Origin of the sequence: Acinetobacter sp. YH12068_T, from assembly GCF_024606005.1 — a bacterium.
Taxonomy (GTDB): Bacteria; Pseudomonadota; Gammaproteobacteria; order Pseudomonadales; family Moraxellaceae; genus Acinetobacter; species Acinetobacter amyesii.
The window spans coordinates 1,536,237-1,563,064 of sequence record NZ_CP094555.1; the positions used below are offsets into that span (position 1 = coordinate 1,536,237).

The window sequence follows — 26,828 nt, forward strand, 5'->3', positions numbered from 1 at the left end:
CTGATTGGGGTGTTGAAAAGCCAAATGCAACTGAGCAGGCTAAACTGGCGTTTCATCTGCAATAAAAGTAATATTTCGTTATTGGCTTTTTGTATAATTCAGCAGATGATGCACAGCATAACTTGCAATATTTAATTAGGGATTAAATCTTTCGTGTTTGAATTGGACTGTAAACTTCTTAGCATTTTTTTTCATGTTTATAAGTACAAAAATGTGTCACAAGCTGCTGAACACTTGCAGATGAGTCAGCCTACAGTCAGTAATATTTTAAATAAAATACGACAGCATTATAACGACCCCTTATTTTTACGTATCGGCAATGAAATGGTGCCTACGGAGTTATCGCGTCAATTATTTCCTTTAGTCAGCGAAGCCTTGAGTAAAGTTGAAGCTATTAATAATTTTACGATTAATTTTGATCAAGCCATTTCAGATCAACAATTTACTTTGGCCATGACCGATGTTTCGCATTTGGTTTTATTGCCTAAAATCAGCCAATATCTAAAAAAACACGCGCCACAAATACGTCTAAATGTACGCCCGATTACCACTGAAACCAGTTATCAGATGGCGAATGGTGAAATTGATTTAGCATTGGGGTTTTTACCGCATTTGGAAAGCGGCTTTTATCAGCAAAAACTGTTTGAGCAATATTATGTGGTGATTGCAGCTAAGGATCATCCACGATTAACGGGTGACACCATTACAACTGAGCAATATTTATCAGAGTCGCACATTGATATTGATGCAGGGATGGGGCATTACCATATTGAAAATGAGCTGCTTAACCTTGATTTAAAACGTAATATTTTGATGCGTTTACCTAGTTATTTAGGTGTAGGCTTAGTCGTGCAAGACACTGATGCGATTGCTACTGTGCCGTATTACTTGAGTGAAGTATTGCTTTCGCGCGGTAACTTAAAAATATTTGACGCACCGATTGCATTTCCAACCTATGGCGTGAAGCAATATTGGCATATGTCCTGCCATCATAAAACCAGCCATCAATGGCTACGTCATATGTTCCATGAAATCTTAGTGAAGTAAAAAATATCATTAAAAGATCTCGCGCAGAAAATTGATTGCTAGACGTTTAGTGAATAAAAGCATAAGTATTCCACTAATCGATAAATGCAATTTTGTGATAAATATTGTCAATTAACTTATTTTTCATCATAAAGCTGACTGATTAGTATGTGAGTCAGTTATCACTTTTTATGAAAAAAATATGAGCGGCAAATCTAAACCTTTAATTATTACGGCGATCGTCATTGTGGCGATCGCTGCTTTCGTATATTTCCAAGCTAAAAAATCTACTCCTGACACTTCAACGGCTGTAATTGCGCAAAAAGATCAGAAAGCGGTAGTTATTGCCTATCAAACTGGTGTTGATCCGAGCAAAGTGGCGCAGGCCAATGGCGATTATGAAAAAGACAGCCAACAGCCCATAGAATGGAAAAAATTTGATACGGGCGCAGACGTTGTAAATGCTTTGGCATCAGGTGATGTCGGTATTGGTAATATTGGTACCAGTCCTTTAGCTGCTGCCGCCAGCCGTGATTTACCTATTGAAGTGTTTTTTATCGCAGCAAAACTGGGTGCTTCAGAAGCCTTAGTGGTGAGCAATAAATCAGGCATTGAAAAACCTGAAGACTTAAAGGGTAAAACCATTGCTGTGCCTTTTGTTTCTACAGCACATTACAGCCTACTTTCTGCATTGAAGCATTGGAATCTGTCAGAGTCTGACGTCAAAATTATTAATTTGCGCCCGCCTGAAATCTCAGCAGCGTGGGAACGTGGCGATATTGACGCGACTTATGTATGGGAACCTTCTTTAAGCAAGGCGAGTGCCACAGGTAAAGTTCTGACCGATTCTAAGCAAGTTGCAGAATGGGGCGCACCAACCTTTGATGTATGGGTGGTTCGTAAAGACTTTGCAGAGCAAAATCCAGAGTTTTTAAAATCTTTCGTTCAAACTTCTTTAAAGAAAATAGATGAATACAATCAAGATCAGAAAGCGTTTGAAGCGAATACAGCTTATATCAATAGCATTGCGCAATTAACCGGTTCTGATGCGAAAGATATTCCATTACTGCTATCAGGCAATATTTATTTGAACCAGCAGCAGCAAGCTCAAAGTTTCAGCACAGATTTTGCCAAGAATATTTTAGATACAGCAACCTTTTTAAAAGCCCAAGGCAAAGTAGATAAAGTCAAAGCCGATTACAAGAGCAATGTGACAGCATTATTTGTTCAGCCTTAAGGATGTGAAAATGAGTATCTTAAAAGCGGAAAATATTAGCCTGACCTATCCAGAAAATGAGGTGGCTGTACTAAAAAATATCAATTTGGACGTGCCTGAATCGACTTTAACGGTTGTACTTGGCGAGTCTGGCTGCGGCAAAACGACGCTTTTAAATATTTTGGCGGGTTTTCAGCAGGTGAGCGCAGGCCAAGTCAAAATTGATGATGAAGTTTTAACTGGCTCAGATGCTAGACGTGCTGTAGTCTTTCAAGAACATGCCTTACTGCCTTGGCTCAACGTGTCAGATAACGTAGCATTTTCCTTGAAATTAAAAGGCTTAAAAAGTGCAGAGATAAAGTCACAAGTCACATCAATTTTAGGGACTGTGGGCTTGTCGCATGTGGCAAATGCCAATATTTGGGAACTTTCAGGCGGTATGAAACAGCGCGTCGGTATTGCACGTGCCTTGATTAGTCATGCACCGTTTATTTTGCTGGATGAACCTTTTGCCGCACTCGATGCATTTACCCGAGAAAGCATGCAGGAGTTTGTGCTGAATTTATGGATTAAAGAGAAAAAAGGGTTCTTTTTAATTACCCATGATATTGAAGAGGCGCTTTTATTAAGCAATCAATTGGTGCTGATGACAGCGCGCCCGGGGACGATTGTTGAAACGCTCAAGCTGGATTTTGCTGAGCGCTACCGTAAAGGCGAATCTATACGAGCGATTAAGTCTGATCCGCAGTTTATTCAGCTGCGTGAAATGTTGTTTGAACGCTTAAAAGCGCAAAAATTACATGTGATGGAGTCTTAATATGAATACGCAAATTCAAAAATTAAATAAGGCTCATCTAAGCGAAAATCGTGCAGAAGCAGCAACATTAAACAGAAGTTCCTCTACTTCTATATTTAGAAAAAATTTACCACTTATTGTAAGCATCGGCAGCGTGCTGAGCATTTTAGTACTTTGGTTTGTCGTAACCACTTTGAAAATTATTCCTGAGCTTTTTTTACCAAGTCCAGCAGCGGTATGGCAGAAGTTTATTGAAGTCAGCCAGCAAGGTTTTATGAAAGCCACGCTTTGGCAGCATTTGGCTGAAAGTATTGGCCGTGTGTTTAGCGCACTCATTGCTGCTATTGTGATTGGTGTGCCTTTAGGTTTATGGATGGGACTCAACAAATGGGTACGTGCTGTATTTGATCCACTTGTGGAGCTACTCCGTCCCATTCCACCGCTTGCGTATTTACCGTTATTGGTGATTTGGTTTGGTATTGGTGAAACCACCAAAGTGCTGCTGATTTTCTTTTCAATTTTGGCGCCAATTATTATTAGCAGTGCGCATGGTGTGATCAGCCATCAAAAAAACCGTGAACGTGCAGCATTATCTTTAGGCGCAACGCGCTTGCAGGTTTTGCAATATGTGATTTTACCTACAGCTTTGCCGCACATATTAACGGGTGTGCGCATTGGCTTGGGCGTGGGCTGGTCAACACTGGTGGCTGCAGAGTTGGTTGCTGCTGATCGCGGTATTGGTTTTATGGTGCAGTCTGCGGCTCAGTTCCTAATTACTGATACTGTGATTCTTGGAATTATTGTGATCGCGATTGTCGCAGTAAGTTTTGAGTTATTTTTACGTTGGCTGCAAAAGCAGTTAGCGCCTTGGTATGGCCAACAGCTGTAAATAGATTTAGAGATTGAAGAAGATTTGATTATGTCATTGCAAGCGAAGCAAATTAACCCAAACATTGGCGCCGTTATTGAAGGTATCGATTTAAACCATGCCGATACACCGGTGCTGCTGGAAATAAAACAAGCACTATTGCAGCATCAAGTGATCTTTTTTAGAAAGCAGGCGCTTAGCGCACAGTCGCAAGTGAGGTTGGCAAAAACCTTTGGTACTTTGCATATTCATCCGATTTATCCTGCGATGGATGATGCGCCAGAAGTGATTGTACTGGATAGCCACAGACAAGATTTAAGAGATAATGATCTTTGGCATACCGATGTGACTTTTAGTCAAACACCACCGTTGGGCTGTGTGCTGCAAGCGATTAAAATCCCTGAGTTTGGTGGGGATACGCTCTGGGCCAGCGGTACAGCTGCTTTTAATGCGCTCAGTAAAGATTTAAAACAGCGACTACGCGGTTTGACAGCGACACATGATATACGTAAGTCTTTTCCATTAGAGCGCTTTGGCACAACAGCAGCAGACCGCGAAAGGCTTGAAAATAGTTTCCGTAAAAATCCGCCAGTAGTGCATCCGGTCGTACGTACACACCCCGAAACTGGTGCTGAAGTATTGTTTGTGAATGAGGGATTTACAACACAAATTAATGAATTAAATGCACAAGAGAGCGATGCATTGCTGACATTCTTGTTTGAACATGCAGTGAAGGAAGAATTTCACTTGCGCTGGAAATGGCAAGAAGGTGATGTCGCTATTTGGGACAACCGCTGCACGCAGCACAAAGCGCTGTTTGACTATGGTGATGCGCACCGCATTATGCATCGTGCAACTGTGAATGGCTCGGTACCATTTTATAAAGCAGTCAGTTAATGCAATAAAAAGTCCTGAATAATCAGCAAAAGCCCAATGCCCATATTGGGCTTTTACTTTTTTGAAAGATAAATTTTTAGAAACAGCCCAAAAATATTCAGTTAATGCACAAGGATGATGCATCGTTCAAATGCACATAGGTTCAATAATAGAGCAAAAAAGTGTTAGCCCAAGAATTTACATGCAGCGCTATACAGTCAAAAGATCGGTATTACTATTTTTTAAAACCGTAATACCAAATTGGCATAGCCTTTGCTTTTCTACATACATCATAAAGTGATCTAGGGTTCCGATATGTGAAATATCACATATGTCTGAGACCGAGAGTTCACGGCTTAGTTTTGTAAGAAACAGAGCTACACGGAGGGATAAAAGCCCGGGAGATTGTCTTTAAACCTTCATGAGGTGAAGAAAATGGGCTCAAACAGAACGGAATATCATAACAACCAAACATTGTGGACTGAACGTTTACCGGGCGGACACCACTGGTCAGCGCGTATTCAGCGTGGGGCAGTATTACAGCTTAAATCCCTTGGAAAAAATGCCAATGTGGCGCTGTACTGTGTAAATAGTGAAGATAAGCTTGAACGCTACAACATGCCAGATAGTCTCAAAGGTCAACACACAGCATATTTAAGTACAGGTCATATTTTGGCATCGGATTTAGGTCGTGCCATGATCTCGATAGTCAAAGACGATCACGCTTGGAACGATGCATTTTGTGCACCAAGTACAGCACAACAAATCGAACAACAATTTGGTTCAAAAACTTTCCAAGATGCCCGTAACGATATGTACCGCAGTGGTAAGGATAGCTTACTGCTTGAAATGACCAAGTTTGGTTTATCTGCAACTGACCTGAGCAGTACCTTAAATTTATTCTCTAAAGTTCAACCTGATGACAACGGCAACTTAAGCTATGTTGCTACGGACAAGACAAATCAAATCATTGAGCTTCGCTTTGAAATGGATTGTTTGGTCTTTTTATCTGCTGCACCACATGCTCTAGATAACAGCACTGAATATGCACCTGCCGATGTTCAGCTTTCACTGTTTAAAGCACTATCTTTAGGCGACAGCGACATTTGCCGAGATTCATGTCCGCAAAATCAGCGTGCGTTCCAAAACAACAATCGTTACTACGCACTTAGCGCACTTTAATTTTGGGGAGAATTAAAATGTCTGTATTTCATACATTAGAAAAAACAGTATTAGATCAGGTATGTCCGGCTGGCGAAGCTTGGATGTGCGAAGTGAAAAAAGGGCAATATTTCCGTATCGTTGACCTCGAAGGTAATCAAGCTGTCGATACCTTATTTATTTCAAGCCAAAACCCTAAAGAGCGTTATAGCGCTACGGATACATTGGCTATTAATCAGCAGATTTATTTAGAAAAAGGCACAGCGCTATACACTAACTTTGGCAACAAAATTGCCACCATCCATGACGATAACTGTGGTCGTCATGACACCTTAGGCGGTGCATGTTCATGTGAAAGCAACACTGTTCGCTATGCACATGACAAATTCCCAATGCACAGTTGCCGTAATAATTTCATGATTGCTCTGTCGCAACATCCGATTGCCAAAAAACATGGCTTAAATGTGCGCCATATCGGTCCAAATATTAACTTCTTTATGAATGTTCCTGTGACTGCTGAGGGTCATCTTAAATTTGATGACGGTATTTCTGCACCAGGCAAATATGTCGAGATTAAAGCCGAAATGGATTTAATCGTCCTCATTTCCAATTGCCCGCAACTAAACAACCCATGTAATGCCTATAACCCAACAAAAATTCAATTGATCATCCGTGAAGGTGAGGAGTAATAGCATGTTTAATAAAGTCCTCATTGCCAACCGTGGTGCAATCGCTTGCCGTGTGATCCGTACACTCAAGAAATTAGGTATTCAATCTGTTGCTGTGTATTCCGAAGCAGACCGTGATTCTTTGCATGTGACCTTAGCCGATGAAGCAGTATTTATTGGCGATAGTCCTGCCAGCCAAAGTTATTTAAATGTCGATAAAATTTTAGAAGTCGCGAAACAAACAGGCGCAGAGGCGATTCATCCAGGCTATGGTTTCTTGTCTGAAAATGCTGAATTTTGTGATCTCTGTGAAGCTCAAGGCATTGTATTTTTAGGGCCAAATTCGGCGCAAATGAAATCCTTTGGCTTAAAACATACGGCGCGCGAACTTGCGATTCAAGCCAATGTACCACTTCTTCCCGGTAGTCAGCTTTTGGCAGATGAAGCTGAAGCACTGCTTGAAGCCAATCGTATTGGTTATCCTGTGATGCTGAAAAGTACCGCGGGCGGTGGTGGTATTGGTATGCGTTTGGTGTGGAATGAAGAAGAGCTGAAAGATGCTTATTCTACAGTGTCATATCTTGCCCAAGCCAACTTTAAAGACGCAGGTTTATATTTAGAGAAATTTGTACAGAATGCCCGTCATATCGAAGTGCAGATTTTTGGTGATGGCAAGGGCTTAGTTTTAGCACTTGGTGAGCGTGATTGTTCGGTGCAGCGCCGAAACCAAAAAGTCGTGGAAGAAACGCCAGCACCCCATATCAATGATGAGCAACGTGCCTATATTCAATCGGTTGCGATTGGGCTGATGCAGTCGGTAAGTTACCGTTCGGCAGGTACAGTTGAGTTTGTGATGGATACCGACACACAGGAATTCTATTTCTTAGAAGTGAATACCCGCCTGCAAGTTGAACATGGCGTGACGGAGCAAGTGTTTGGTGTAGACCTTGTGGAATGGATGGTCACTCTCGGTAGTGGTGATTGGGTTGTACCAACAGCAGAACTTGTGTCTAAAGGTCATTCGATTCAAGTACGTTTATATGCTGAAGATCCAATTAAAAACTTCCAACCGAGTGCAGGGCTTTTAACGCACGTTGATTTTGATGCCAATGCACGCAATGAAACTTGGGTGGAAACAGGTTCCAATGTATCGTCATTTTATGACCCGATGATTGCTAAAATCATTGTCACTGCAGATGATCGAGCTTCTGCGATTCAAGCCATGACCGATACTTTGGCGAAAACCTCTGTTGCGGGGATTGAAACCAATCTTGAATATCTACAAAACATCATCGACTGTGAAGTGTTTAAAGCCGGCACACAAACCACACGCTTCTTAAATACCTTTGAGTGGAAAACTCAAAAGATTGAAGTGCTACAAGCCGGCATTCAAACCGCCGTGCAAGATGTCACAGGGCGTTTGGGCTATTGGGATGTCGGTGTGCCACCCTCAGGTGCGATAGATCCATTATCACTGAATGTTGCAAACCAGTTGCTTGGTAATGCCTATAACACTGCAGGGCTTGAATGTACCCTACAAGGGCCAACCTTAAAATTCCATTGCGATAGCCAAATTGTATTGGCGGGTGGTGATATGCCATCAACCCTTGATGGTGTGGCTGTGCCAATGTGGCAAACCGTGAATGTGCGCAAAGGTCAGATTCTAAAATGTGGCAAAATCGCCACAGGTTGTCGCACCTATATCGGGATTAAAGGTGGTCTGAATGTCCCTGAATATTTAGGTTCACAAGCGACCTTTACCTTAGGCCAGTTTGGCGGTCATGCCGGTCGTAATTTATTGATTGGAGATATGTTGCCAATCACTGCATTTACATCTGAACAAGTGACAGTGCTTGCGCCTGAACAAGTGCCAACGTTTAGTCATGAATGGGAAATTGCGGTGATGTACGGCCCGCATGGTGCACCAGACTTTTTCACTAAAAAAGACATTGATACCTTCTTTGCCAATACTTTTGAGATTCACTTTAACTCAAGCCGTACAGGTATTCGTTTGATTGGTCCAAAACCTGAATGGGCACGAGAGGATGGCGGTGAAGCAGGTTTGCATCCATCAAATATTCATGACAATGCATACGCGATTGGTGCGATTGATTTCACAGGCGATATGCCGATTATCTTGGGTCCAGATGGTCCAAGTTTAGGAGGCTTTGTTTGTCCTGCCGTGGTGATTAATTCTGAGCTTTGGAAACTCGGTCAATTGAAAGCAGGAGACAAAGTTAGATTTATTCCTGTAAGTTATCATCAAGCTAAGCTCTTAAATGAAAAATATCATACGCAATTAGAAGCATCTGATACGCAGGCTGTGGCATTTGATGAGTCATTTTATCCTGAACTTTTCACCTTAAAAAATGCGGTGCTTGATACTTTAAAAGGTCAGAATGGCTTGCCGGATGTGGTGTATCGTCCTGCGGGCAATAACTACATGTTAGTGGAATATGGTGAGTTAGTTTTAGATCTGAACTTACGTTTCCGTATTCATGCACTCATGCAATGGGTTCAAAAGCAGAATATCACAGGGATTATTGATCTCACACCGGGGATTCGTTCGCTACAAATCCATTTTGATTCGATCAAGCTTGATCAATTGGATTTATTGCGTTTGCTACAAGTCGCTGAAGCTGAACTGCCTGATGTGACCCAAATGCAAGTACCGTCACGGACTGTGTATTTACCACTCGCTTGGGAGGATTCACAAACCCAGCTAGCGACAGAGCGCTATATGCAAACGGTACGTCCAGATGCGCCATGGTGTCCTGACAATATTGAGTTTATCCGTCGTATTAATGGTTTAAAAGACAAACAAGCGGTCAAAGATGTGGTTTATGACGCGAGTTATTTGGTCATGGGTTTGGGCGATGTGTATTTAGGTGCACCTGTGGCAACACCACTTGATCCTCGCCAGCGTTTAGTGACGACTAAATACAACCCTGCACGGACATGGACACCTGAAAATGCTGTCGGTATTGGCGGTGCGTATATGTGCGTGTACGGTATGGAAGGTCCGGGCGGTTATCAGTTTGTCGGTCGTACCACACAAATGTGGTCACGTTACCGTAAAAATGCCGACTTTGAGCAAGGTAAACCATGGTTACTACGTTTCTTTGACCAAATTAAGTTTTATGAAGTCTCTGAGTCCGAGCTTATGCAAATGCGTGAGGACTTTAAAGCTGGTCGCTTAAAAATCCGTGTAGAAGAAGGTGTATTGAACCTAAAAGAATACAATGAATTCTTGACTGAAAATGCCGAATCTATCTCAGCATTTAAATCCATCCAACAAGCCAATTTTGATGAAGAACGTCGTCGTTGGCATGAAGCTGGGCTTGCAGAATATGTTTCTGAAAGCTTAGATGCTGTAACCAATGATAGTGATATTCAAATTCCAGAAGGTGGTTGTGCGGTGGAATCACACATGCCGGGCAGTATTTGGAAAATTGAATGCAAGTCGGGTGATATTGTGGAAGAAGGCGCAACGCTTGCTGTGATTGAAGCGATGAAAATTGAGATCCCCATTATTGCGCCTGAACGTATGATGGTTTCTGAAATTACCATTGAAAAAGGGCAGACAGTGAAAACGGGACAGGTGTTGTTTACGTTATCGCCAGTGGCTTGATGAGATAGTAATTAAAAGACCGCTTAGGCGGTCTTTTAATTTGGTAAGGGATTTTCAGAAATAATGTGTTTAAAGATTTCTTCACATAATTCCTTGGCTGAATCGGTTAGTTCCCATTCAATATGATCCATGACTGTCAAAACTAAACGACAAAATTTGAGCTTTTCTTTAATTGTCCCTGATTGATCAGAAAAACATTTTTTAGGCTTATCTTCAGTGGTTCTTGCATTTCTGACTTTGATTTGGTCGTCAATAATTTTACCAATACCATTTTTTTCATGAAAATAGTCTTGTTCTTCTACAAGAGTATCAATATCAAAACCTTCTTTGGTTTCTACTCGCATACCATCCATGGATAGATGATTGGAAAGAGCATTTCTTTTTGTCTCATCATCATTAAAAGCATCATTTAATCCTAAAAACTTAATACGGCAAGCATGATAAATAATGTTTGATGGTAGAGTATTTTCAGTTTCTTTACACTCTAAAAGAAAAAACTTGTTTCCTAGTTTTTCTTCTAAATTTGTAGCTCTTTTTCCTTTATTTTTAGTTTTAATATCACCATCAGCTATAAGAAACACACTACTAGAAGTTAAGAGCGCATTCATACCGCAATCATCTAAATGATCAGTAAATTCGTCACTAAAATCCCAATGCGTTAAGTTGCTACCAGCATATTCCACAAATGTGTAATGGTAATTTGGCATTAATCTTTGAATATCTGATGATCTAAATTTAAATAGTTCTAAATTATTAGGTTTTCCTTCAACTTTTAAAACTTCTTCTTGTTTTAATACATCTAAATATTTTTCCATATATTTAGTGATATAAAGCCGATCTGTAATGCCCTCTACCCAAATTGTACAGTTAGCCAAATATACAGAAGAAGGGCGTACACCTAATGAAGCTAGTAAATCCCGATCACGGTCACAACGATGAATTTTAAAATCAAATTCATCTGACTTATTTTCTTTTGGTTGTTTTACAAACTTTTGAATCATGACTTGGTCTGATTCATCTGCCATATCTAGTAAATGGTTGGAGTGAGTAGTAAAAAAATAATAATGAGGTGTTTCATTGAGATAAAAGTTCATCAATTGACGAACCATACCTGCATGCATGTGCAATTCAGGTTCTTCTATAAAAAATGCGTGAGTTTCTGGATTGCCTTCTTTGTCTTTACTTTTTATATAAGCTTCATAAGTTAAGATTATCGCTTGTTGTAAGCCATCACCTAATTCATAGATAGGTCTTTGAGCATCAGAGCCAATTTTAATATGAACTACATCAATCTCATTACCATGTTCATCTTGTCCGAATTTTGGAATTAAAGTGACAGGTTCATTATCAAAAAAATACTGACTTAATTTTTCTTCATAATCTTTAATTAGATCACGTTGCTCAGGTTCACCTAATAAATGGACTTTGAGTTCATAATATAGACATTCACCAGTAATAATATTTTTGGAATCGAATTTGCTTTTATCTAAAAAATAGTCTTTTTGAGCACGCTCAATATAAGGCTGTCTATTTTGTTGTTCTGTGACGGGGCGCATACCTCGTAGGATTGGTATATAAAATCGGTTTTGGAAAACTTTTGAAATTTTAGTAACTTGATCATCAGTTATTTCGAAAAGACTATAGTCTTCAAAGCATCCTCTTATTTTGGCATCTCTTTCTATATATCCTTTAATAGACGAATTTAGATACACCAACTGACTAACTTTATTTTCTTCTAAATCTCGAATCAAATCTTTGAAATTATGTTTTAAATTTGAATAACTCGAACTAAGTACGAATTCTGCCTCTAATTTTGGTAGACGGGACTTTAAGATTTTTAAATTTTTTAATAGTTCAGGAAAATTATAAAAGCCACTAGGGTAGTTACTAATAAACAGATTTCTTAAAAATCTACTTTTTCCTGCATTATTTTTACCAATAAAAAAATTAAGTCGTTTAATTTCTATAACTTCTTTATTATCTGTGTCAGTATCATTGTCAGAACTATAATTGTCTAAATTTTCAGCCCAATAATATAATTTTTCTGTCATAAAAAACCCCCTAAATATAGGAGCTAACTTAGCAATAAAACACTGCTTTTAAAAGATAATTTATAAATACATAAAGCAATTTTATCGTTATTGATTCAACGCTTCATTGTCCAAATGCTCTCTCAAAATGCGTCGCAACTCTAAAATGGCATCTGGAGATTCATGGATGGAATGTCCACCATTGAATATCTTTTCAGACACCGTGCCATCTAAATGAGAACTTGTATAGGGAACAATGCCATCCGACATTTTGCTCGGTTCAGTACTTTGCGTCTGATTCCCCATAATAGAATAATAAGGAATATCTTTATTTGGCATGATGTCTGTAGTCAGCAGCATAAAACGTGATTGTAGACTTAAATCTGCAGGTCCAGACTTAATCAGGCCCATAGTTGAATTTTTTGCATTCGCGATTTCAACATTGACATCATTTAAAAAACTTAAAGGCAATACCACGATTTTTTTCGCCAAATTGGTAAACCAGCGGTCTGCATAGTCAGTACCATGATGCGGTGCGGCAATGAAAATTGCACGACTAACTGGCTTCAAGGCTTTAAAGACAAAACGATCGCGGATAATTGGATGACGTTGTAACTGTGTATTTTGTTCATAGTTCATGAGTGGAATAGCTTGAGCGGAAATATCTGCATCACTAACCAATAAACGACTAATGATGCCACCCATACTATGCCCGATAATGACAGCATCCTGAGCCGATGGCGTATTGGGCTGAACAGTTGCAAATGCCTGTTTGAGTAAAGCATTGATTTGAAAACGACTCTCAAATATTGGCATATTGGTTGAGTAAAACACTTGCCAAACTTGGTAATGATCACGTAGTTTTTGATCACCCATGATGTTATTGGTCAGGCCGATCCACGTTTCAGGACTGCTGGCTAATCCGTGAACCATGACAATAATCTTTTTATTGAGTTGATAAGGCTCTAACATAAACACATGTGGCATGCGCAAATGTTCTTCCTTATTCAGAAGTGTCCAATAGCCAGATTGTCCTAATTTATTTTCGGCTAACCAAAGTCCATAAGGCACAGAATAATTGGCCGTTAGCGTATAGGACTGAGATTCAATTTTAGCCTTTTTAAATTGATAGGGATTAAATAATTCAACCTTAAAGTTTGATTGCGGCGACAAAATTTCACTAATGCTTCTATTGGTCTTGGCAGGCTCTGCTATCGCACTGACAGATAAATAGCGTGCTGTATGGATATTAGGGTTGGGTTTATTTGAATAATATTGTTCAGGGTCTAGTACAAAAGGCTGCGCAGCAGACAGATCCGTGGCTTTTTTGACTAAGACAAATTCAGAACCAATTCCTTCCTGACGGTTAATGGTTTTTAAGCCTGAAAAATTAAAATTATAGCTCGACAGTAATTTATCAATGTCCGCATTTTTGATTTCTGGATAATGCTCATAATTAAAATGATAAAGCGAAGAACCCAACATTAAACTTTCAGGCATTTGCTGATAGTCAAAACGACTGAATGATGAGGTAATTAAACGTGATAAAGCCACATTATAAAAGGTACGGACTTGTCCCTGACGCAAATCAAATAAGCGTTCTTCAGGGGCTTGAGCGGATTTAAATAGATAGACATAGCTGTAGCGCAGACTGAAATCCAAGTCTGCAAGCTGTTGATCCATACACATTTTTATTTTGCTTGATGCGAGTTTTCCGCTGTTTTGTTTTAAGCTTTTTTTGCATTGTGGATTTTGATCGGCGCTTAAAGCACGTGCCATGTACAGTTCACTTGCTGCTGCATAGACTTGGGCAATATCTAAAGTTTCATTGTTAAGCATTTTGTGAATACAGCTTTCAAGCGCACTTAAACAAGATTGGTCGCTTTCATTCACCATTAACAGGATTTGATGGCTAAATGTACTGAGCTTCTGATGGGTTAATATGCTATCTGTTTTATTATTTAGTGACGCACTGAGTTGATTTTCTTGTAATTTTACCAATTGGCATCCGCTGAGCAAACTCAGGCTGATGATACACATAAAACGAGCGGGTAAATGCGTGAAAGGCATCATGGGAAAGGTCACAGGCATCTATTTTTTGTTATTTTAACCTTTATAAAATAGTAAAAATAGGGCAGGTGTTACAGCACCTAATCTTAGAAGTAATATGTAAATTTCTTTTAAGATTAAGCTAATGTACGAATGCTGTGATACCGAAAAATTGATTTAAGATTCAAACAATGTCACGTGTTAAATTTAATCTAATTGTGCTGCTGATTTTTTAAGGTCATGTTGAGCAATTTATGGTGAATAAACCGCAATTTATCCAATACTGGATTCGACAGCGTAAACGGATATGCATCATCTAAGCCCATGCTTCGGTTCAACGCATTTAAATTAAAGGTCAAGGTCATCCAATGTTGCAGCAATAGGTCAAAATCCTGAGCGCCAATCGGGTTTTCTTTCAGTTCTAAATTATTCAAATCCGACTTATTGGTTTTGACCACTAATCCTGCATAGTAGGCTGTTTCTAGGGTGTCCATCATATGCAAATAATGCGCCCATGTTTCCGCCCAATCTTCCCAAGGATGCGTACTGGCATATGAACTGACATAGTAATCCGCCCAATTTTGCGGCGCACCATCATTATAATGCCGTTTCAAAGCTTCACTATAATCTTGTCGTTCATCACCAAACAGTTCTCGAAATTCCTCAATCAGTTCAGGGTGTAAATGTTTAATCAAATCAAAATAATAATGACCGCTTTCATGTCTAAAATGACCTAGAAGTGTACGGTAGTTTTCCCCCATTTTTATACGCGTTGTTTCGCGGTAAATCACATCTGCTTCACTGGCATTTAAGGTAATAATGCCATTTGCATGACCGGTCATCACCGGCGCATCTTCCGTGGGCATGAGAAAGTCGAAACGCAGGCCAAAACGGTCATCTTGACTGCGTTTAGGGCGCGGCATGGTATTCAGTTGCTGCATTAAATACAAAAAACGCCGTTTGGCATGTTCCAAACGCGCCCAGTACACAATATGGTCTGGATTATCTAAGTTGGGAATGGTATGCGTGAGCAAGCAAGATTCACAATAAATTTCCTCACTGTCGGCAGGTACCATCCAGTTGCAAACCTGATGATGTTGATAATTATGACAAGGTTTAAAGCGTTTTCCCTTTATTTCAGGATTTAACGCAAGCCATAACGTACTGCTGTGCTTTTCAAAACAGCCCATTTGCTTTTCAGAGGCAATATAACCCAACGCAGTCTGACAATTGACACAGTGTGAATTGGCAAAAAAGATTTGGTTAGAACAGACCGCGCAGCTGAAATACTTCATAGGCGTTGAGTGATTAATAGTAAGATTAATCAGTATAAATGATGTTCAATGTTGATGAAATAAATTGAACTTCAAGTTTGTTACATGCCGGTCAATGCTCTTGTTTAAGAACAACGACCTTTAGAAATAGTCTTTCATCAAATAATACATCGCAGCAATAGTGCAAAGGGGTCTCGATGAGTGCATTTATTGCACAAATCATGAACAGTAAAATTTAAAAGAAAGTTAAAAGAACAAAATAATCGATCATTTTTCATATTCCTCACTTGGCACAGTTTCTGCATTTCTATCGATATTACGAAATAAATATTTTGTATTACTCAAACAGGAGATGCATATGAACCGCCATCAATCTGCAACATTTCTGCATCAATTAAAGCAATTTTTTATTGAGCTACTGAGCGCCCGTGCGGGTTTCTATATTCAGCAAAAAAAATAAGGAAAAACAGTGCCTAAACAAAAGCTGGCGCGTATCAGTATTACCGTGCCTGAACAAACAGTCGATTCATTGGACCAAAAAATTGTCGATCAGCATTATGAAAGCCGTTCTCAGGCCATTGTCGACATGATCAATAAGCATCTGATTGCCGATCAGGAGCTGCGCAATGAAGTGATGGTCGGCACGTTTACCTTACTTTATGACGCAAGTAGTACGGCGCTACGTATTCAGCTTTTAGATTTACAGCAGCAGTTTTTAGAACAAGTGGTGAGTTCGCTGCATATTCAACTCGATGACCACAAAATTTTAGAAGTCATGATTCTGCAAGGCGTCAGTTCAGAGCTCAAAGTTATCAGTCAGCATTTTTCAGCACTTAAAGGTGTGATTAAAGGACATTTGGAGTTGATGGACGCTGTAATGCCGCCAATTCCGCAAAATGCAAAGGATTTAGGAGTTTAAAATGGGCCAATTATATCGATCACAAGATCAGTTTAAAGATCAAATCACAAACCAAAAGCAAGCACATGCTAATGCAGCCAACCATAGACCAAATCGTGCAAAGCGTAATGCTCAATCTGTCAGTAATCCGAATACACCATCGTTTTTGAACACCAATACCAAATTTAACTGTAATGCCATCGGGGAAATCGCACTATGATCAAAAAATCCTGCTTATCTGCATCCGTTTTGACTGCTATCTTACTAGTTGGTTGTGACAATACAGCAAAAACTCCAGAACCAAATGCTCAGGCAGAAGGCACAGTCAATACAAAAGCCATCACGATCGGCTATAGCGACTGGCCTGGTTTTGTCGCATGGCAGGTTGCTATTGAAAAAGGCTGGTTGAAAGAAGCCGGTGTCAATGTAGACTTTAAATGGTTTGATTATTCAGCTTCACTATCTGCATTTGCTGCAAATCAGTTGGATGCCGTTTTGGTCACCAATGGTGACAACTTAGTCACAGGTTCTGGCGGCACAAAAGGCGTCATGATTATGGCGACGGACTATTCTGCGGGTAATGATGTCATCATTGCTAAAGATGGCATCAATAGCTTAACTGATTTAAAAGGAAAAAGTGTCGCAACAGAAAAAGGCTTGGTTGATCATTTGCTTTTGGCGACGGCGTTGGATGATGCAAAAATTCAAGCCTCTGAAGTAAAGTTGGTCAACACCATGACTAATGAACTGCCACAAGTATTTGCAAGTCCTGATATTGCAGCGATTGCCGTGTGGCAACCGGTTGCAAATCAAGCGCTGAAAGCAGTTGCTGGCTCTAAAATTATTTATACATCGAAAGATAAACCCGGTCTGATTTATGACACATTAACCGTCAACATGGCGCATTTATCTGCTAACAAAGAAGAATGGAAAAAAATCATTCAGGTTTGGGATAAAACTGTTAAATACATCAACGACCCTGCAACACATGCCGATGCAGTGAAAATCATGTCAAATCGCGTTGGCGTTGATCCTGCACAGTATGAACAGTTTATTGGAGGCACACATTTACTGGATTTAGCTGCCAACAAACAAGTCTTTAAAAAAGGAATTGGTTTTGACTCGATTTATGGTTCTAGCTACCACGTAAATAAATTTAATGTTGCTAATGGCATTTATAAAACTGAAATGGATGTCGATGGATCAATCTATCCAGCTTTGGTTGAAGAACTAAAATAAGTTGAAACGTAAATAAAAATAAGCCCTGAAAAGTATGAATGCTTCAGGGCTGAACAACATCAATTTAATGTCCCAATAACTTATGCCTTCATAATATGAAGCGGAGCGATGACCACAGTCATTAATCTACTTCTTATTTTTCCAGCGTGAAATTCCCAGTGAGCTACTAATTAAGCTACAACCATGTTCTGCCGCATAAAGTGCAGTACGCTCGAAGCGCATATCAAAACACATCGTGCAACGAATGCCTTTTTCAGGCTCATTTTCATAGCTTTAGCGCGAGCAAACCAATTGTCTGTGTCATAGTCAGAGTCAATAAACGGAATGTTATGTTTCTCTGCAAAGCGGATATTTTCCTCTTTACGGATTTCATATTCTTTTACTGGATGAATATTGGGATTGTAAAAGAAAATTGAAAAATCGATACCTGATTCAATTAAAGTTTCCATGACTTCGCCAGAGCAGGGTGCACAGCAAGAGTGGAGTAAAAGCTTGTCATGACCTACTGGGAGAGTCAGTGTCTGACGTTCTAATTTATTAGACATGATTTTAAGAATGTATAAGTATAAACCGAATATTTTAGTGATTCCTTAACATACCAAAGCTCGAATATGCTGATTTTTTCTAAGTATAAGTTGAGTCATATTCAGTATATTGACTAAAAAGCTGAAACGACATGAATATATGCTTATTTCATATTTGGTTTATCTATTTATGGCAAGGTTTAAGAACTTTATAGCTCAGGGCAAAAGTATATTAGTGTTACAGATTCAATATTAAAACAATTAGTGATTTGATCTTTTTTCATTTTAAAGTTAGAAAAATTCACCCGAATGAATAAATCGCTGAATTTTGAGAGTGGAGATATTGAGCCAATCTGTACGATTCGACGCATTTCAGATGTGTGTTTGAATGAAAAATTATTCATTGAATTTTTTTTAAGCCTTTATTTATATTAAATAAAATTTAAATACTACCTGAGTGGCAGTTTTTTTATCGCCAGTTGAATGATGCATAGTTGAAGAAAATTCATTGTATTTAAATCTTAAGCATGAATTTATCTCACTTTGAGTTGAGGTTAAATCATTTTTATTCATCTTAAGTTTCACGTATAAATTACTCCATACAGAAATTTTGATTATTTTTAATTTTAGGGTAGTGAATCTCAATGAGTCATAAATTTGCATGTTCAATCAAACGTATCCGCTTTGATGAAAACTATAAACCAGCTGACAATACGCGTCTAACAACGAACTTTGCCAATTTGGCACGTGGTGAACACCGTGAAGAGAATCTGCGCCGTACTTTGGCAATGATTAATAACCGTTTCAATAGTTTAGCTACTTGTGACAACCCAAATGCAGATCGTTATTCACTTGAAATTGACATCATTTCGGCTGAACTCGATGTGGAAGGCAATGGTCAAACTTTCCCATTTATTGAAACTTTAAAGAGCACCATCATCGACCATAAAACCAATGAACGCATTGAAGGCATGATCGGCAACAGTTTTTCATCGTATGTACGTGACTATGACTTCAGCGTGGTATTACCAGCACTCGGCTGTAAGTTCAATGAAAAACCTGAAGATTTTGGTGATTTACATGGCAAGCTATATCAACATTTGATCAATTCAGATGTATTCAAAGCTGAATTTAAAAAACAGCCTGTCATCTGTTTAAGTGTTTCAACGACAAAAACCTATTACCGTACTGCAAATGTGCATCCGATCTTAGGTGTGGAATACACCAATGATGATCACTCCCGTACAGATGATTATTTTGCAAAAATGGGCTTAAGCGTTCGTTACTTTAAACCTGAAAATGCGACTGCGCCATTGGCATTCTATTCGGCAAATAACTTGCTCAGCGACTATACAGATTTCGAACTGATCAGCGCGATCAGCACCATGGAAAGCTTCCAAAAAATCTACCGTCCTGAAATTTACAATACCAATGCGACAGCAGGTTTAGTGTATCAACCAAGCTTAAGCTTCGGTGATTATTCATTAACCCGTATTGTTTATGACCGTGTTGAACGTGGTCAGTTGGCGGTTAAACAGGGCAAATGGACAGAAGAGAACTTTATCCAGCCATATAAAGACATTCTGAATGAGTGGGCGGCTAATTTTAGTATTGAAAATGCAGCCGCAGCTTAATTTTAAATCACGCAAATAGATGAAACACGGGTGAGTTAAACCACCCGTTTTAAAGAAAATAGAGATAGAAGATCGAATATGGCCATTTTACTCCCAACTTCAACTGCTGGCAGCTTACCTAAACCATCTTGGCTGGCTGAACCTGAAAAACTGTGGTCAGCATGGAAGCTTGAAGGCGAAGAATTATTAGATGCAAAACGTGATGCGTTGAAATTATCTTTGCATGAACAAATCCATGCAGGCATTGATATTGTCAGTGATGGTGAACAAACCCGTCAGCATTTTGTAACCACATTTATTGAACATCTTGAAGGTGTAGATTTCGAAAAGCGTGAAACGATGCGTATTCGTAATCGTTACGATGCAAGTGTACCGTCTGTGGTGGGCGAAGTATCGCGTAAGAAAGCAGTGTTTGTTGATGATGCAAAATTCTTACGCAGCCAAACCAATCAGCCGATCAAATGGGCTTTGCCTGGCCCAATGACGATGATTGATACTTTGTATGATGGTCACTACAAAAGCCGTGAAAAATTAGCTTGGGAATTTGCTAAAATCCTCAATCAAGAAGCGCTAGAGCTTGAAGCGGCAGGCGTGGACATTATTCAATTTGATGAGCCTGCGTTTAACGTGTTTTTTGATGAAGTCAATGACTGGGGTATTGCGACCTTAGAGCGCGCGCTTGAAGGTTTAAAATGCGAAACTGCTGTACATATTTGTTATGGTTATGGCATTAAAGCCAATACCGATTGGAAACAAACTTTAGGTAATGAATGGCGCCAATACGAAGAATCATTCCCGAAATTGCAACAATCGAAGCTGGATATTATCTCGCTTGAATGCCAAAACTCTCGTGTACCTATGGATTTGATTGAACTCATCCGCGGCAAAAAAGTCATGGTTGGCGCAATTGATGTTGCAACCAATCGAGTAGAAACAGCAGAAGAAGTAGCCAATACATTACGCAAAGCATTGCAATTTGTAGATGCCGACAAGCTATATCCTTCAACAAACTGCGGTATGGCGCCTTTACCTCGCCAAGTGGCGCAAGGCAAACTAAATGCGCTAAGCGCAGGCGCTGCCATTATTCGCCAAGAATTGACTGCATAAATTCGAGCTGACTCGGTTTCATGTAAGGGCAATAAGGAAATTAAATTTGCTATTGCCCAAACCTGAGAAAGAGATAAGCCATATAGACCATTGAGATTGAAGAGATGATTGAAGCAACTGATTTTAGAAATGCAATGTCTTTATTGACGACTGCAGTCAACGTGATTACGACTGAGGGTGAAGCAGGCATGCATGGATTTACAGCATCAGCCGTATGCAGTGTGACAGATACACCGCCAACTTTGCTGGTTTGTATGAATCAATCATCTCGTTCTCATGCGCATTTTCTTGAAAATAAAGTTCTGTCTGTCAATGTTTTGGGCGCACAGCATGAACACATTTCCAATGCATTTGCTTCAAGCAAATTCAATTCGGAAGAGCGTTTTAAATTGGGTTCTTGGACTGTATTAGAAACAGGTTCACCAATATTAAAAGATGCTTTGGTCAGTTTTGACTGTCAGATTGAACAGATTCAAGAAGTGGGTACGCACAATGTGTTTATGTGCCGTGTGGTTGCAATCAAGCAAAGTCAGCAGGAAGAAAGTTTAGTTTATTTCAACCGTGCTTATCATGCTGTGGGTCAAGTGGAGTTGGCTTAAACCAGTCAACTTCTTCAATACATCTCTTTAAAAGTATCTATTTCGTGGAACTCATTACTTTCTTAATTATTGGCGCATTTGCTGGTTTTGCTGCAGGGCTGTTTGGCGTTGGCGGCGGTACTATCATTGTGCCTTTGCTCTATATTGTTTTTAGCCAAATGGGCTATAGTCCCGATGTGATTATGCATTTGGCGCTCGGCACATCTTTGGCTACGATTGTTGTGACATCGATCAGCTCCTTGATGGCGCACAATAAAAATGGTGCTGTGATTTGGCCTGTATTTAAAAATTTAGCTCCGCCAATGGCGATTGGCTGTTTTGCTGGTGCTGGGATTGCAGGCTGGCTGTCAGGTTTACATCTGCAAATGATTGTCGGTGTGTTTTTACTTTGGGTGGCTTATACCATGTTTATGGGTGCACAAAAGCCAGTCGATCCAAATAAAACACTACCATCTACAGCTAAACAAATTGCAGCAGGTTCGGGCATTGGTGTGGCATCGGCCATCTTCGGCATTGGCGGCGGCAGTATTACGGTACCGTATTTAACGGCAAATGGCGTGGTGATGCAAAAAGCGGTCGGGACGTCTGCGGCTTGCGGTTTACCCATTGCCATTGCTGGTGCATTAGGCTTTATGTTTTTTGGTATGCAACAGCAAGTTGAAATTCCAAATACCATTGGCTTTATTCATATCTATGCCTTTTTGGGCATTAGTGTGATGAGTTTCTTTACGGCTAAATATGGCGCGAAAACTGCGCATGCGCTTTCACCAGCAGTACTGAAAAAATGTTTTGCTGTGCTGTTATGTATTGTTGGATGCTTTTTTCTAGTGAAAGGCATTTTATAGAAGCCGACTGATCACAGTTAATTCATTCGAAACGTATGCTCTAGTGTGCAACAGCAAGCTAGAGCATTTTTATCTATAGCAATTTAAGTCTTTAAAATTTCAGAGATATTATTTAAAAACTTCATTTTAAAACTGACATTTCAAAGCTCTGTGCTTTTAGAAAAAACATTAATAATCACAATGCCCAATAAAATAAAGGCCAAACCAATTATGGCAGGCAGGTCTAAATTTTGTTTAAACACAATCCAGCCCACGCATGAAATAAGCACAATGCCTGCAGCGGACCACATGGCGTAGGCCAATCCCATAGGAATCGATTTAAAGGTCAAACCTAAAAAGAAGAGCGCAATGGCATAGCCCAATACGGTAAAAATAATCGGTACTAGTTCAGTAAAGCCATTGCTGGCTTTTAAGGCGGACGTGGCAATCACTTCAGCAATGATTGCGATGAGCAAATATATAAACGACATTGATTTCCTATAGACATTCTACGGCATGGTACAAGAGGTGCTGTTTTTCATTTTGCAACCAATCTGTACTTTCTGTCGTGGTATCAGTGCGATGCTGAAATGCATAATGTGGAACATAAATATCCACCTCGAACATCAGCTGTATTGCTTGACAATTAATAATGACGTTTTGCATTAAATGTGTTTCATCAATAACTTTGAAATGATCAAAGTTAAGTGGTTGATCTTGTTGAGATGAGGTCGTTGTATAGTATTTATGCAGACCATCTATAGCGATGGATACTTCAAAGCTTTCAATCAGCGCTTCATACCCAGCAGGTGCAGATGGTATGTCTATGCTGGCAATTGTTTGCTGATCTGTAGGTAAACGGCTCAGTGCAAAGGCCACATACTTATCACAAATAATTAAACCACCATCCATCGGCAATAGTTGATGACTTTCTACATCGAGGGCTGACTTCAACCGCAGACCTAAAAATAGCCCTTCATGCACTTGTTGACGCCAGTCTTCGACATACACATTGCTTGGAGAGAATTCTAAAATACAGTTGCCAATCGCGTGCAGTTTTGCAGGTTCTGGCCATTGCACATGATTTTGATAATTCGAGTGTGCTTTAACACCCCAAGACAATAATTGCTGTTCAGCATTCCAAAGAGTATTTCCAATCCATCCTTGACGCTCATTCACTGGCGTATCTTCACGGCTTTTTAAACGTAGATCGATGGTAAAACTACGTGACTGAAACCAATACACAATGGTTTTTTCATCCGTTAATCCATTCGAAAAACTAATGCTTTTACGGCGAAAAGCACCATACAAATAGTCTGGAATAGGGCCTGAAACCTCTTGGCTTGCTGGAAGCTGTGCTAAAGCCTGAAATAAATTCATGCGTTTGCTCCTTGTACTTCTGTATTTTCATCCATACCAAATGAGGACAAAGGCACAGCATTCCTTAGACTCAGCTCTCCTGAAGCGATACGTTTTTTAAGATAATTAAAGGTTTGCGCGGTTTGGTTAAATAAGTGTTCACCCCCAATTAAGGGCTGATATTTAGGTGCTTCAGTTGAATGTACTGGCTCAATGATCGTGTCGTAATTGCAGGCGCAGAACAGAGGGAAGGAGTAGCGTTCTTCAGAGACTTTTTTAACACGGTGTTTGGTGGCCAAATATTTGCCATTCGACAAAATTTCCATCATGTCGCCAATATTCATCACCAAGGTATTTTCAATCAATGGAATATCCATCCATTCACCTTGTTTATTGAGTACCTGCAAACCTGGTGCAGTCGGTAAGAGCAGTGTAAAGCACTCATAATCTGTATGCGCGCCAATACCTTCGGCATCTTTCACTTCAGGGTTATAGGGATAATGGATTAGACGCAGCTGGCTGGTCGGATGGGTAATTTTGCAATCAAAAAAATGCTCATCTACATTCAATGCTAAAGCAAAGGCCTGAAAAATTTCTTCGCTGATACTGCGTAAATGGTGGTAATAATCACTGACCGTACTTTTAAATGTGGCATCATCTGGCCATAACGTAGGGCCCAGCAAGGGAAATGCCGTCGTTTCGCCGTGGTAATCATAATTAATGTCATAGGCTTCTTTTAAGTCGTAGCTGTTGCCTGCAAATTGTTCTTCACCAATTGGCACATAGCCACTATGATTTTTCGACAGTCCAATATAGTGTTGCATTTTACTGGCGGTATCTTGTTGAAAATAACGCTTTGCCACCTGAATCAGTGATGTCGCAAAATCAAAATTGAACTGATCACCTTTTAAATATAGAAAACCAACATCTTTACAGGCTTGATCCCACGCAGAGGCTACTTCTAAGCGTTCTGACAATTCCGTGCTTTGCATTTTTGAAATATCAACAAGCGGCAAAACATAAGATTCATTCATCTTCAATTCCTGTAAAGTTGGCCGTCCAACGCTGTAGTACATCATTTAGGCCGTCCTAAAGATGAAGAGGGATTAATCCAGTTATTTTTGCGTACTGACTTGGGTCATACGCGGAATTTTTGGTAGGTTTTCCATCGCTGGGTCGAGCTCGTCTTCCTGTGCATGTACCAAGAAATCTACCCGTTCGCGCAGTTGTTTAAATTCAGGACTCAGCATGAGTTCAGGATTACGAGGACGGGGTAAATCGACCTCAATAATTTCTTTAATTTCACCAGGATTGGCTTTGAGCGCCACAATACGATCCGCCAATAAAATCGCTTCATCCATATCATGTGTCACAAAAATAATCGTGATATCAATGTTTTGCCAAAGATCCATTAAATGTTTTTGCATTTTTTCGCGGGTATGCGGGTCAAGCGCGCCAAATGGCTCATCCATCAATAAAATTTTGGGTTCATTGACCAATGCTCGGGCAATCGCAACACGCTGTTTCATACCACCAGAAAGCTCATGCGGGTACTGATCTTGGTATTTTTCTAGACCAATAATATCAATCCATTCGCGGGCGCTGGATTCAGCCGAAGCATTGCTGGCACCTTTCATTAAAGGGCCGAACATCACATTTTCTTTGACTGTTTTCCATGGAAAAAGCGTGTAGCCTTGAAACACCATGCCACGCTCGGGGCTTGGGCCTTCAATCGCTTGGCCATCGACCAGCAATTCACCGCTACTGTAAGGATCAAGCCCAGCCACAATTCGGCTAAAGGTCGATTTACCGCAACCCGATGGGCCAATCACGCAGATAAATTCACGTTTATGAATCTTTAAATCCAACTGATTTAAAATAGTGCGTTCAGTTTTGCCGTACTTAAAACTTTGTGTAAGTTTTTTTGCTTCTAAAATGACAGGGCGTGCATAAATTGCATCGAAATAAGTGCTGGCATTAAATTCTGTGCTGTTCATTATTTTGCTCCTGCTTTCCATTTAAATAGACGTTGACCGAGTTTCATTAGCACCACATCGCATACCAAACCAATCACCCCAATGATGAGGATCGCGGCATAAACATTGTCAAAGTTTTGGTAACGCGCTTGTTGAGTAATAAACCACGTAATCCCAGAGGTTGTGCCGACTAGTTCAGATACGATCAGATAAGTCCAAGCCCAGCCGAGCAATACACGCAAGTCGCGGTAAATGTCAGGAAGTGCCGCTGGAATCACCACATGAAATAAGCTTTTCAATTTATTGGAGCCCAGCGTAAAACCAGCTTCGATCAGGCCACGGTCAACCATCCGTGTGGTATTGGCAATAATTAGAATTTGTTGAAATAGCGTACCAATCACAATAATGGCGATTTTAGGTGCATCATTAATGCCTAAAATCGCAACGGCCAAGGCACCAAAAGCAGGAGCGGGCAAGTAGCGGAAAAACTCAACAAAGGGTTCGGTCAGTTGAGATATTTTTTGAGAAAAACCGCAAAGAATACCCAGCGGAATACCGATGAGAGAGGCAATAAAAAAAGCGCTGAACACAATTTTAATACTGTGCCATAAGCTTTGATGAAACCATGGGGCATCAGGTTGGGCAGGTGGAGTTATAAAAGCCGTAACTAATGCTTTTGCTACTTCGTGCGGTGCAGGTAAATAGATTGGATTGACCAGTTTACCTTGAGGTGGTGCTAAACCTGCATTGACCGCAGATTGCGCTTCGGCATAAAACACCGCTTTGTCTACACGGCTATCGACTTGCAAATACGACACACTGCCAGACTGCGTAATTTGCACCTGTGGATGCCATAAAAATGGCAAATAACTCACTGCACACCAAATAAGCACAGGAATTAAAAATGATCCGAAGCCGAGCAATAGCTTGCTTCTCGGACTGAGCTCTCTTGCGACATAACCCATACTGACCAAGCCCCAATATTACTTTTTTAATAAAACGTAATACTATTAAGCAATTTGAATGCCAAACGCTTGTATGCCGTGTTTTATTGGCCTTATGCAAAGTTAGAT

23 protein-coding genes, 1 pseudogene and 1 riboswitch are annotated in these 26,828 nt (G+C 40.0%); of the genes and pseudogenes, 15 read left to right on the forward strand and 9 right to left on the reverse strand.

Annotated elements, in window-relative coordinates:
* Positions 1-153: 153 nt before the first annotated feature.
* From MST18_RS07470 to uca, 8 genes are all read left to right on the forward strand, one after another.
* Positions 154-1,047, forward strand: coding sequence for a LysR substrate-binding domain-containing protein (locus MST18_RS07470; protein WP_111884376.1), 894 nt, complete (start codon positions 154-156; stop codon positions 1,045-1,047).
* A gap of 181 nt (positions 1,048-1,228) precedes the next feature.
* Entirely contained in the window at positions 1,229-2,263 is a 1,035-nt protein-coding gene (gene tauA / locus MST18_RS07475) for a taurine ABC transporter substrate-binding protein (protein ID WP_180133395.1), read from the forward strand.
* 10 nt (positions 2,264-2,273) lie between these two features.
* Complete coding sequence (locus tag MST18_RS07480) at positions 2,274-3,059, forward strand: taurine ABC transporter ATP-binding protein (RefSeq protein WP_180133394.1); 786 nt, start codon at positions 2,274-2,276, stop codon at positions 3,057-3,059.
* 1 nt (position 3,060) lies between these two features.
* Entirely contained in the window at positions 3,061-3,927 is an 867-nt protein-coding gene (gene tauC, locus MST18_RS07485; RefSeq protein WP_078193790.1) for a taurine ABC transporter permease TauC, read from the forward strand.
* A 30-nt stretch (positions 3,928-3,957) separates the two neighbouring features.
* Entirely contained in the window at positions 3,958-4,803 is an 846-nt protein-coding gene (tauD, locus tag MST18_RS07490) for a taurine dioxygenase (protein WP_180133393.1), read from the forward strand.
* A gap of 270 nt (positions 4,804-5,073) precedes the next feature.
* Positions 5,074-5,188: riboswitch (guanidine-I (ykkC/yxkD leader) on the forward strand.
* 29 nt (positions 5,189-5,217) lie between these two features.
* Entirely contained in the window at positions 5,218-5,964 is a 747-nt protein-coding gene (locus MST18_RS07495; protein WP_078193788.1) for an urea amidolyase associated protein UAAP1, read from the forward strand.
* A 17-nt stretch (positions 5,965-5,981) separates the two neighbouring features.
* Positions 5,982-6,632 (forward strand): urea amidolyase associated protein UAAP2, encoded by a 651-nt coding sequence (locus tag MST18_RS07500; protein WP_180133392.1) that lies wholly within the window; start codon positions 5,982-5,984, stop codon positions 6,630-6,632.
* Positions 6,633-6,636: 4 nt separating this feature from the next.
* Entirely contained in the window at positions 6,637-10,242 is a 3,606-nt protein-coding gene (uca, locus tag MST18_RS07505) for an urea carboxylase (RefSeq protein ID WP_180133391.1), read from the forward strand.
* A gap of 35 nt (positions 10,243-10,277) precedes the next feature.
* On the opposite strand, the gene MST18_RS07510 is transcribed toward uca, so the two are convergent.
* The 3 genes from MST18_RS07510 to MST18_RS07520 all read right to left on the reverse strand — a co-directional run bounded on the left by MST18_RS07510 (position 10,278) and on the right by MST18_RS07520 (position 15,616).
* Entirely contained in the window at positions 10,278-12,293 is a 2,016-nt protein-coding gene (locus MST18_RS07510; RefSeq protein WP_180133390.1) for an AAA family ATPase, read from the reverse strand.
* A gap of 87 nt (positions 12,294-12,380) precedes the next feature.
* Positions 12,381-14,345: an alpha/beta fold hydrolase gene (locus MST18_RS07515; protein ID WP_180133389.1), complete on the reverse strand. Its 1,965-nt coding sequence runs from the start codon at positions 14,343-14,345 to the stop codon at positions 12,381-12,383.
* A gap of 188 nt (positions 14,346-14,533) precedes the next feature.
* On the reverse strand, positions 14,534-15,616 hold the full coding sequence (locus MST18_RS07520) for a putative zinc-binding metallopeptidase (protein WP_180133388.1): 1,083 nt from the start codon (positions 15,614-15,616) through the stop codon (positions 14,534-14,536).
* Positions 15,617-16,064: 448 nt separating this feature from the next.
* On the opposite strand from MST18_RS07520, the gene MST18_RS07525 reads away from it, so the two are divergent.
* The 3 genes from MST18_RS07525 to MST18_RS07535 are packed head-to-tail and all read left to right on the forward strand — an operon-like array spanning position 16,065 to position 17,732.
* Positions 16,065-16,514, forward strand: a complete 450-nt coding sequence (locus tag MST18_RS07525) for a CopG family ribbon-helix-helix protein (protein ID WP_180133387.1) — start codon at positions 16,065-16,067, stop codon at positions 16,512-16,514.
* A 1-nt stretch (position 16,515) separates the two neighbouring features.
* Entirely contained in the window at positions 16,516-16,713 is a 198-nt protein-coding gene (locus tag MST18_RS07530; protein WP_180133386.1) for a hypothetical protein, read from the forward strand.
* Complete coding sequence (locus MST18_RS07535) at positions 16,710-17,732, forward strand: ABC transporter substrate-binding protein (protein WP_180133385.1); 1,023 nt, start codon at positions 16,710-16,712, stop codon at positions 17,730-17,732. Before MST18_RS07530 ends, MST18_RS07535 begins: the two co-directional genes overlap by 4 nt.
* Positions 17,733-17,924: 192 nt before the next feature.
* Here the strand turns inward: MST18_RS07535 and MST18_RS07540 are convergent.
* Positions 17,925-18,277 (reverse strand): annotated as a pseudogene (locus tag MST18_RS07540) (epoxyqueuosine reductase QueH); the annotation flags it as partial.
* 623 nt (positions 18,278-18,900) lie between these two features.
* Between MST18_RS07540 and MST18_RS07545 the strand changes: the two are divergent.
* From MST18_RS07545 to MST18_RS07560, 4 genes are all read left to right on the forward strand, one after another.
* Positions 18,901-19,890, forward strand: coding sequence for a putative oxygenase MesX (locus MST18_RS07545; RefSeq protein ID WP_180133384.1), 990 nt, complete (start codon positions 18,901-18,903; stop codon positions 19,888-19,890).
* Between the two features lie 78 nt (positions 19,891-19,968).
* Positions 19,969-20,997: a methionine synthase gene (locus MST18_RS07550; RefSeq protein ID WP_180079145.1), complete on the forward strand. Its 1,029-nt coding sequence runs from the start codon at positions 19,969-19,971 to the stop codon at positions 20,995-20,997.
* Between the two features lie 104 nt (positions 20,998-21,101).
* Positions 21,102-21,596, forward strand: coding sequence for a flavin reductase (locus MST18_RS07555; protein WP_180133383.1), 495 nt, complete (start codon positions 21,102-21,104; stop codon positions 21,594-21,596).
* Between the two features lie 44 nt (positions 21,597-21,640).
* The gene (locus MST18_RS07560) at positions 21,641-22,441 is read left to right on the forward strand and encodes a sulfite exporter TauE/SafE family protein (protein WP_180133382.1); all 801 of its coding nucleotides are present in this window, start codon (positions 21,641-21,643) and stop codon (positions 22,439-22,441) included.
* A gap of 140 nt (positions 22,442-22,581) precedes the next feature.
* Here the strand turns inward: MST18_RS07560 and MST18_RS07565 are convergent, their stop codons facing one another.
* The 5 genes from MST18_RS07565 to MST18_RS07585 all read right to left on the reverse strand — a co-directional run bounded on the left by MST18_RS07565 (position 22,582) and on the right by MST18_RS07585 (position 26,720).
* Positions 22,582-22,911: a multidrug efflux SMR transporter gene (locus MST18_RS07565; RefSeq protein ID WP_180115613.1), complete on the reverse strand. Its 330-nt coding sequence runs from the start codon at positions 22,909-22,911 to the stop codon at positions 22,582-22,584.
* 7 nt (positions 22,912-22,918) lie between these two features.
* Positions 22,919-23,800: a hypothetical protein gene (locus tag MST18_RS07570; RefSeq protein ID WP_180133381.1), complete on the reverse strand. Its 882-nt coding sequence runs from the start codon at positions 23,798-23,800 to the stop codon at positions 22,919-22,921.
* Positions 23,797-24,813: an isopenicillin N synthase family oxygenase gene (locus tag MST18_RS07575; RefSeq protein ID WP_180133380.1), complete on the reverse strand. Its 1,017-nt coding sequence runs from the start codon at positions 24,811-24,813 to the stop codon at positions 23,797-23,799. The genes MST18_RS07570 and MST18_RS07575 overlap by 4 nt, the downstream gene beginning before the upstream one ends.
* A gap of 81 nt (positions 24,814-24,894) precedes the next feature.
* On the reverse strand, positions 24,895-25,776 hold the full coding sequence (locus MST18_RS07580) for an ABC transporter ATP-binding protein (protein ID WP_180079140.1): 882 nt from the start codon (positions 25,774-25,776) through the stop codon (positions 24,895-24,897).
* Positions 25,776-26,720: an ABC transporter permease gene (locus tag MST18_RS07585; protein WP_180133379.1), complete on the reverse strand. Its 945-nt coding sequence runs from the start codon at positions 26,718-26,720 to the stop codon at positions 25,776-25,778. Before MST18_RS07585 ends, MST18_RS07580 begins: the two co-directional genes overlap by 1 nt.
* Positions 26,721-26,828: the final 108 nt, after the last annotated feature.

Bases quoted from the DNA above. Each gene is read 5' to 3' on its own strand.
- tauA (WP_180133395.1), top strand. From the start codon at position 1,229: ATGAGCGGCAAATCTAAACCTTTAATTATTACGGCGATCGTCATTGTG.
- MST18_RS07480 (WP_180133394.1), top strand. From the start codon at position 2,274: ATGAGTATCTTAAAAGCGGAAAATATTAGCCTGACCTATCCAGAAAAT.
- tauC (WP_078193790.1), top strand. From the start codon at position 3,061: ATGAATACGCAAATTCAAAAATTAAATAAGGCTCATCTAAGCGAAAAT.
- tauD (WP_180133393.1), top strand. From the start codon at position 3,958: ATGTCATTGCAAGCGAAGCAAATTAACCCAAACATTGGCGCCGTTATT.
- MST18_RS07495 (WP_078193788.1), top strand. From the start codon at position 5,218: ATGGGCTCAAACAGAACGGAATATCATAACAACCAAACATTGTGGACT.
- MST18_RS07500 (WP_180133392.1), top strand. From the start codon at position 5,982: ATGTCTGTATTTCATACATTAGAAAAAACAGTATTAGATCAGGTATGT.
- uca (WP_180133391.1), top strand. From the start codon at position 6,637: ATGTTTAATAAAGTCCTCATTGCCAACCGTGGTGCAATCGCTTGCCGT.
- MST18_RS07510 (WP_180133390.1), bottom strand. From the start codon at position 12,293: ATGACAGAAAAATTATATTATTGGGCTGAAAATTTAGACAATTATAGT.
- MST18_RS07515 (WP_180133389.1), bottom strand. From the start codon at position 14,345: ATGATGCCTTTCACGCATTTACCCGCTCGTTTTATGTGTATCATCAGC.
- MST18_RS07520 (WP_180133388.1), bottom strand. From the start codon at position 15,616: ATGAAGTATTTCAGCTGCGCGGTCTGTTCTAACCAAATCTTTTTTGCC.
- MST18_RS07530 (WP_180133386.1), top strand. From the start codon at position 16,516: ATGGGCCAATTATATCGATCACAAGATCAGTTTAAAGATCAAATCACA.
- MST18_RS07535 (WP_180133385.1), top strand. From the start codon at position 16,710: ATGATCAAAAAATCCTGCTTATCTGCATCCGTTTTGACTGCTATCTTA.
- MST18_RS07545 (WP_180133384.1), top strand. From the start codon at position 18,901: ATGAGTCATAAATTTGCATGTTCAATCAAACGTATCCGCTTTGATGAA.
- MST18_RS07550 (WP_180079145.1), top strand. From the start codon at position 19,969: ATGGCCATTTTACTCCCAACTTCAACTGCTGGCAGCTTACCTAAACCA.
- MST18_RS07555 (WP_180133383.1), top strand. From the start codon at position 21,102: ATGATTGAAGCAACTGATTTTAGAAATGCAATGTCTTTATTGACGACT.
- MST18_RS07565 (WP_180115613.1), bottom strand. From the start codon at position 22,911: ATGTCGTTTATATATTTGCTCATCGCAATCATTGCTGAAGTGATTGCC.
- MST18_RS07570 (WP_180133381.1), bottom strand. From the start codon at position 23,800: ATGAATTTATTTCAGGCTTTAGCACAGCTTCCAGCAAGCCAAGAGGTT.
- MST18_RS07575 (WP_180133380.1), bottom strand. From the start codon at position 24,813: ATGAATGAATCTTATGTTTTGCCGCTTGTTGATATTTCAAAAATGCAA.
- MST18_RS07580 (WP_180079140.1), bottom strand. From the start codon at position 25,776: ATGAACAGCACAGAATTTAATGCCAGCACTTATTTCGATGCAATTTAT.
- MST18_RS07585 (WP_180133379.1), bottom strand. From the start codon at position 26,720: ATGGGTTATGTCGCAAGAGAGCTCAGTCCGAGAAGCAAGCTATTGCTC.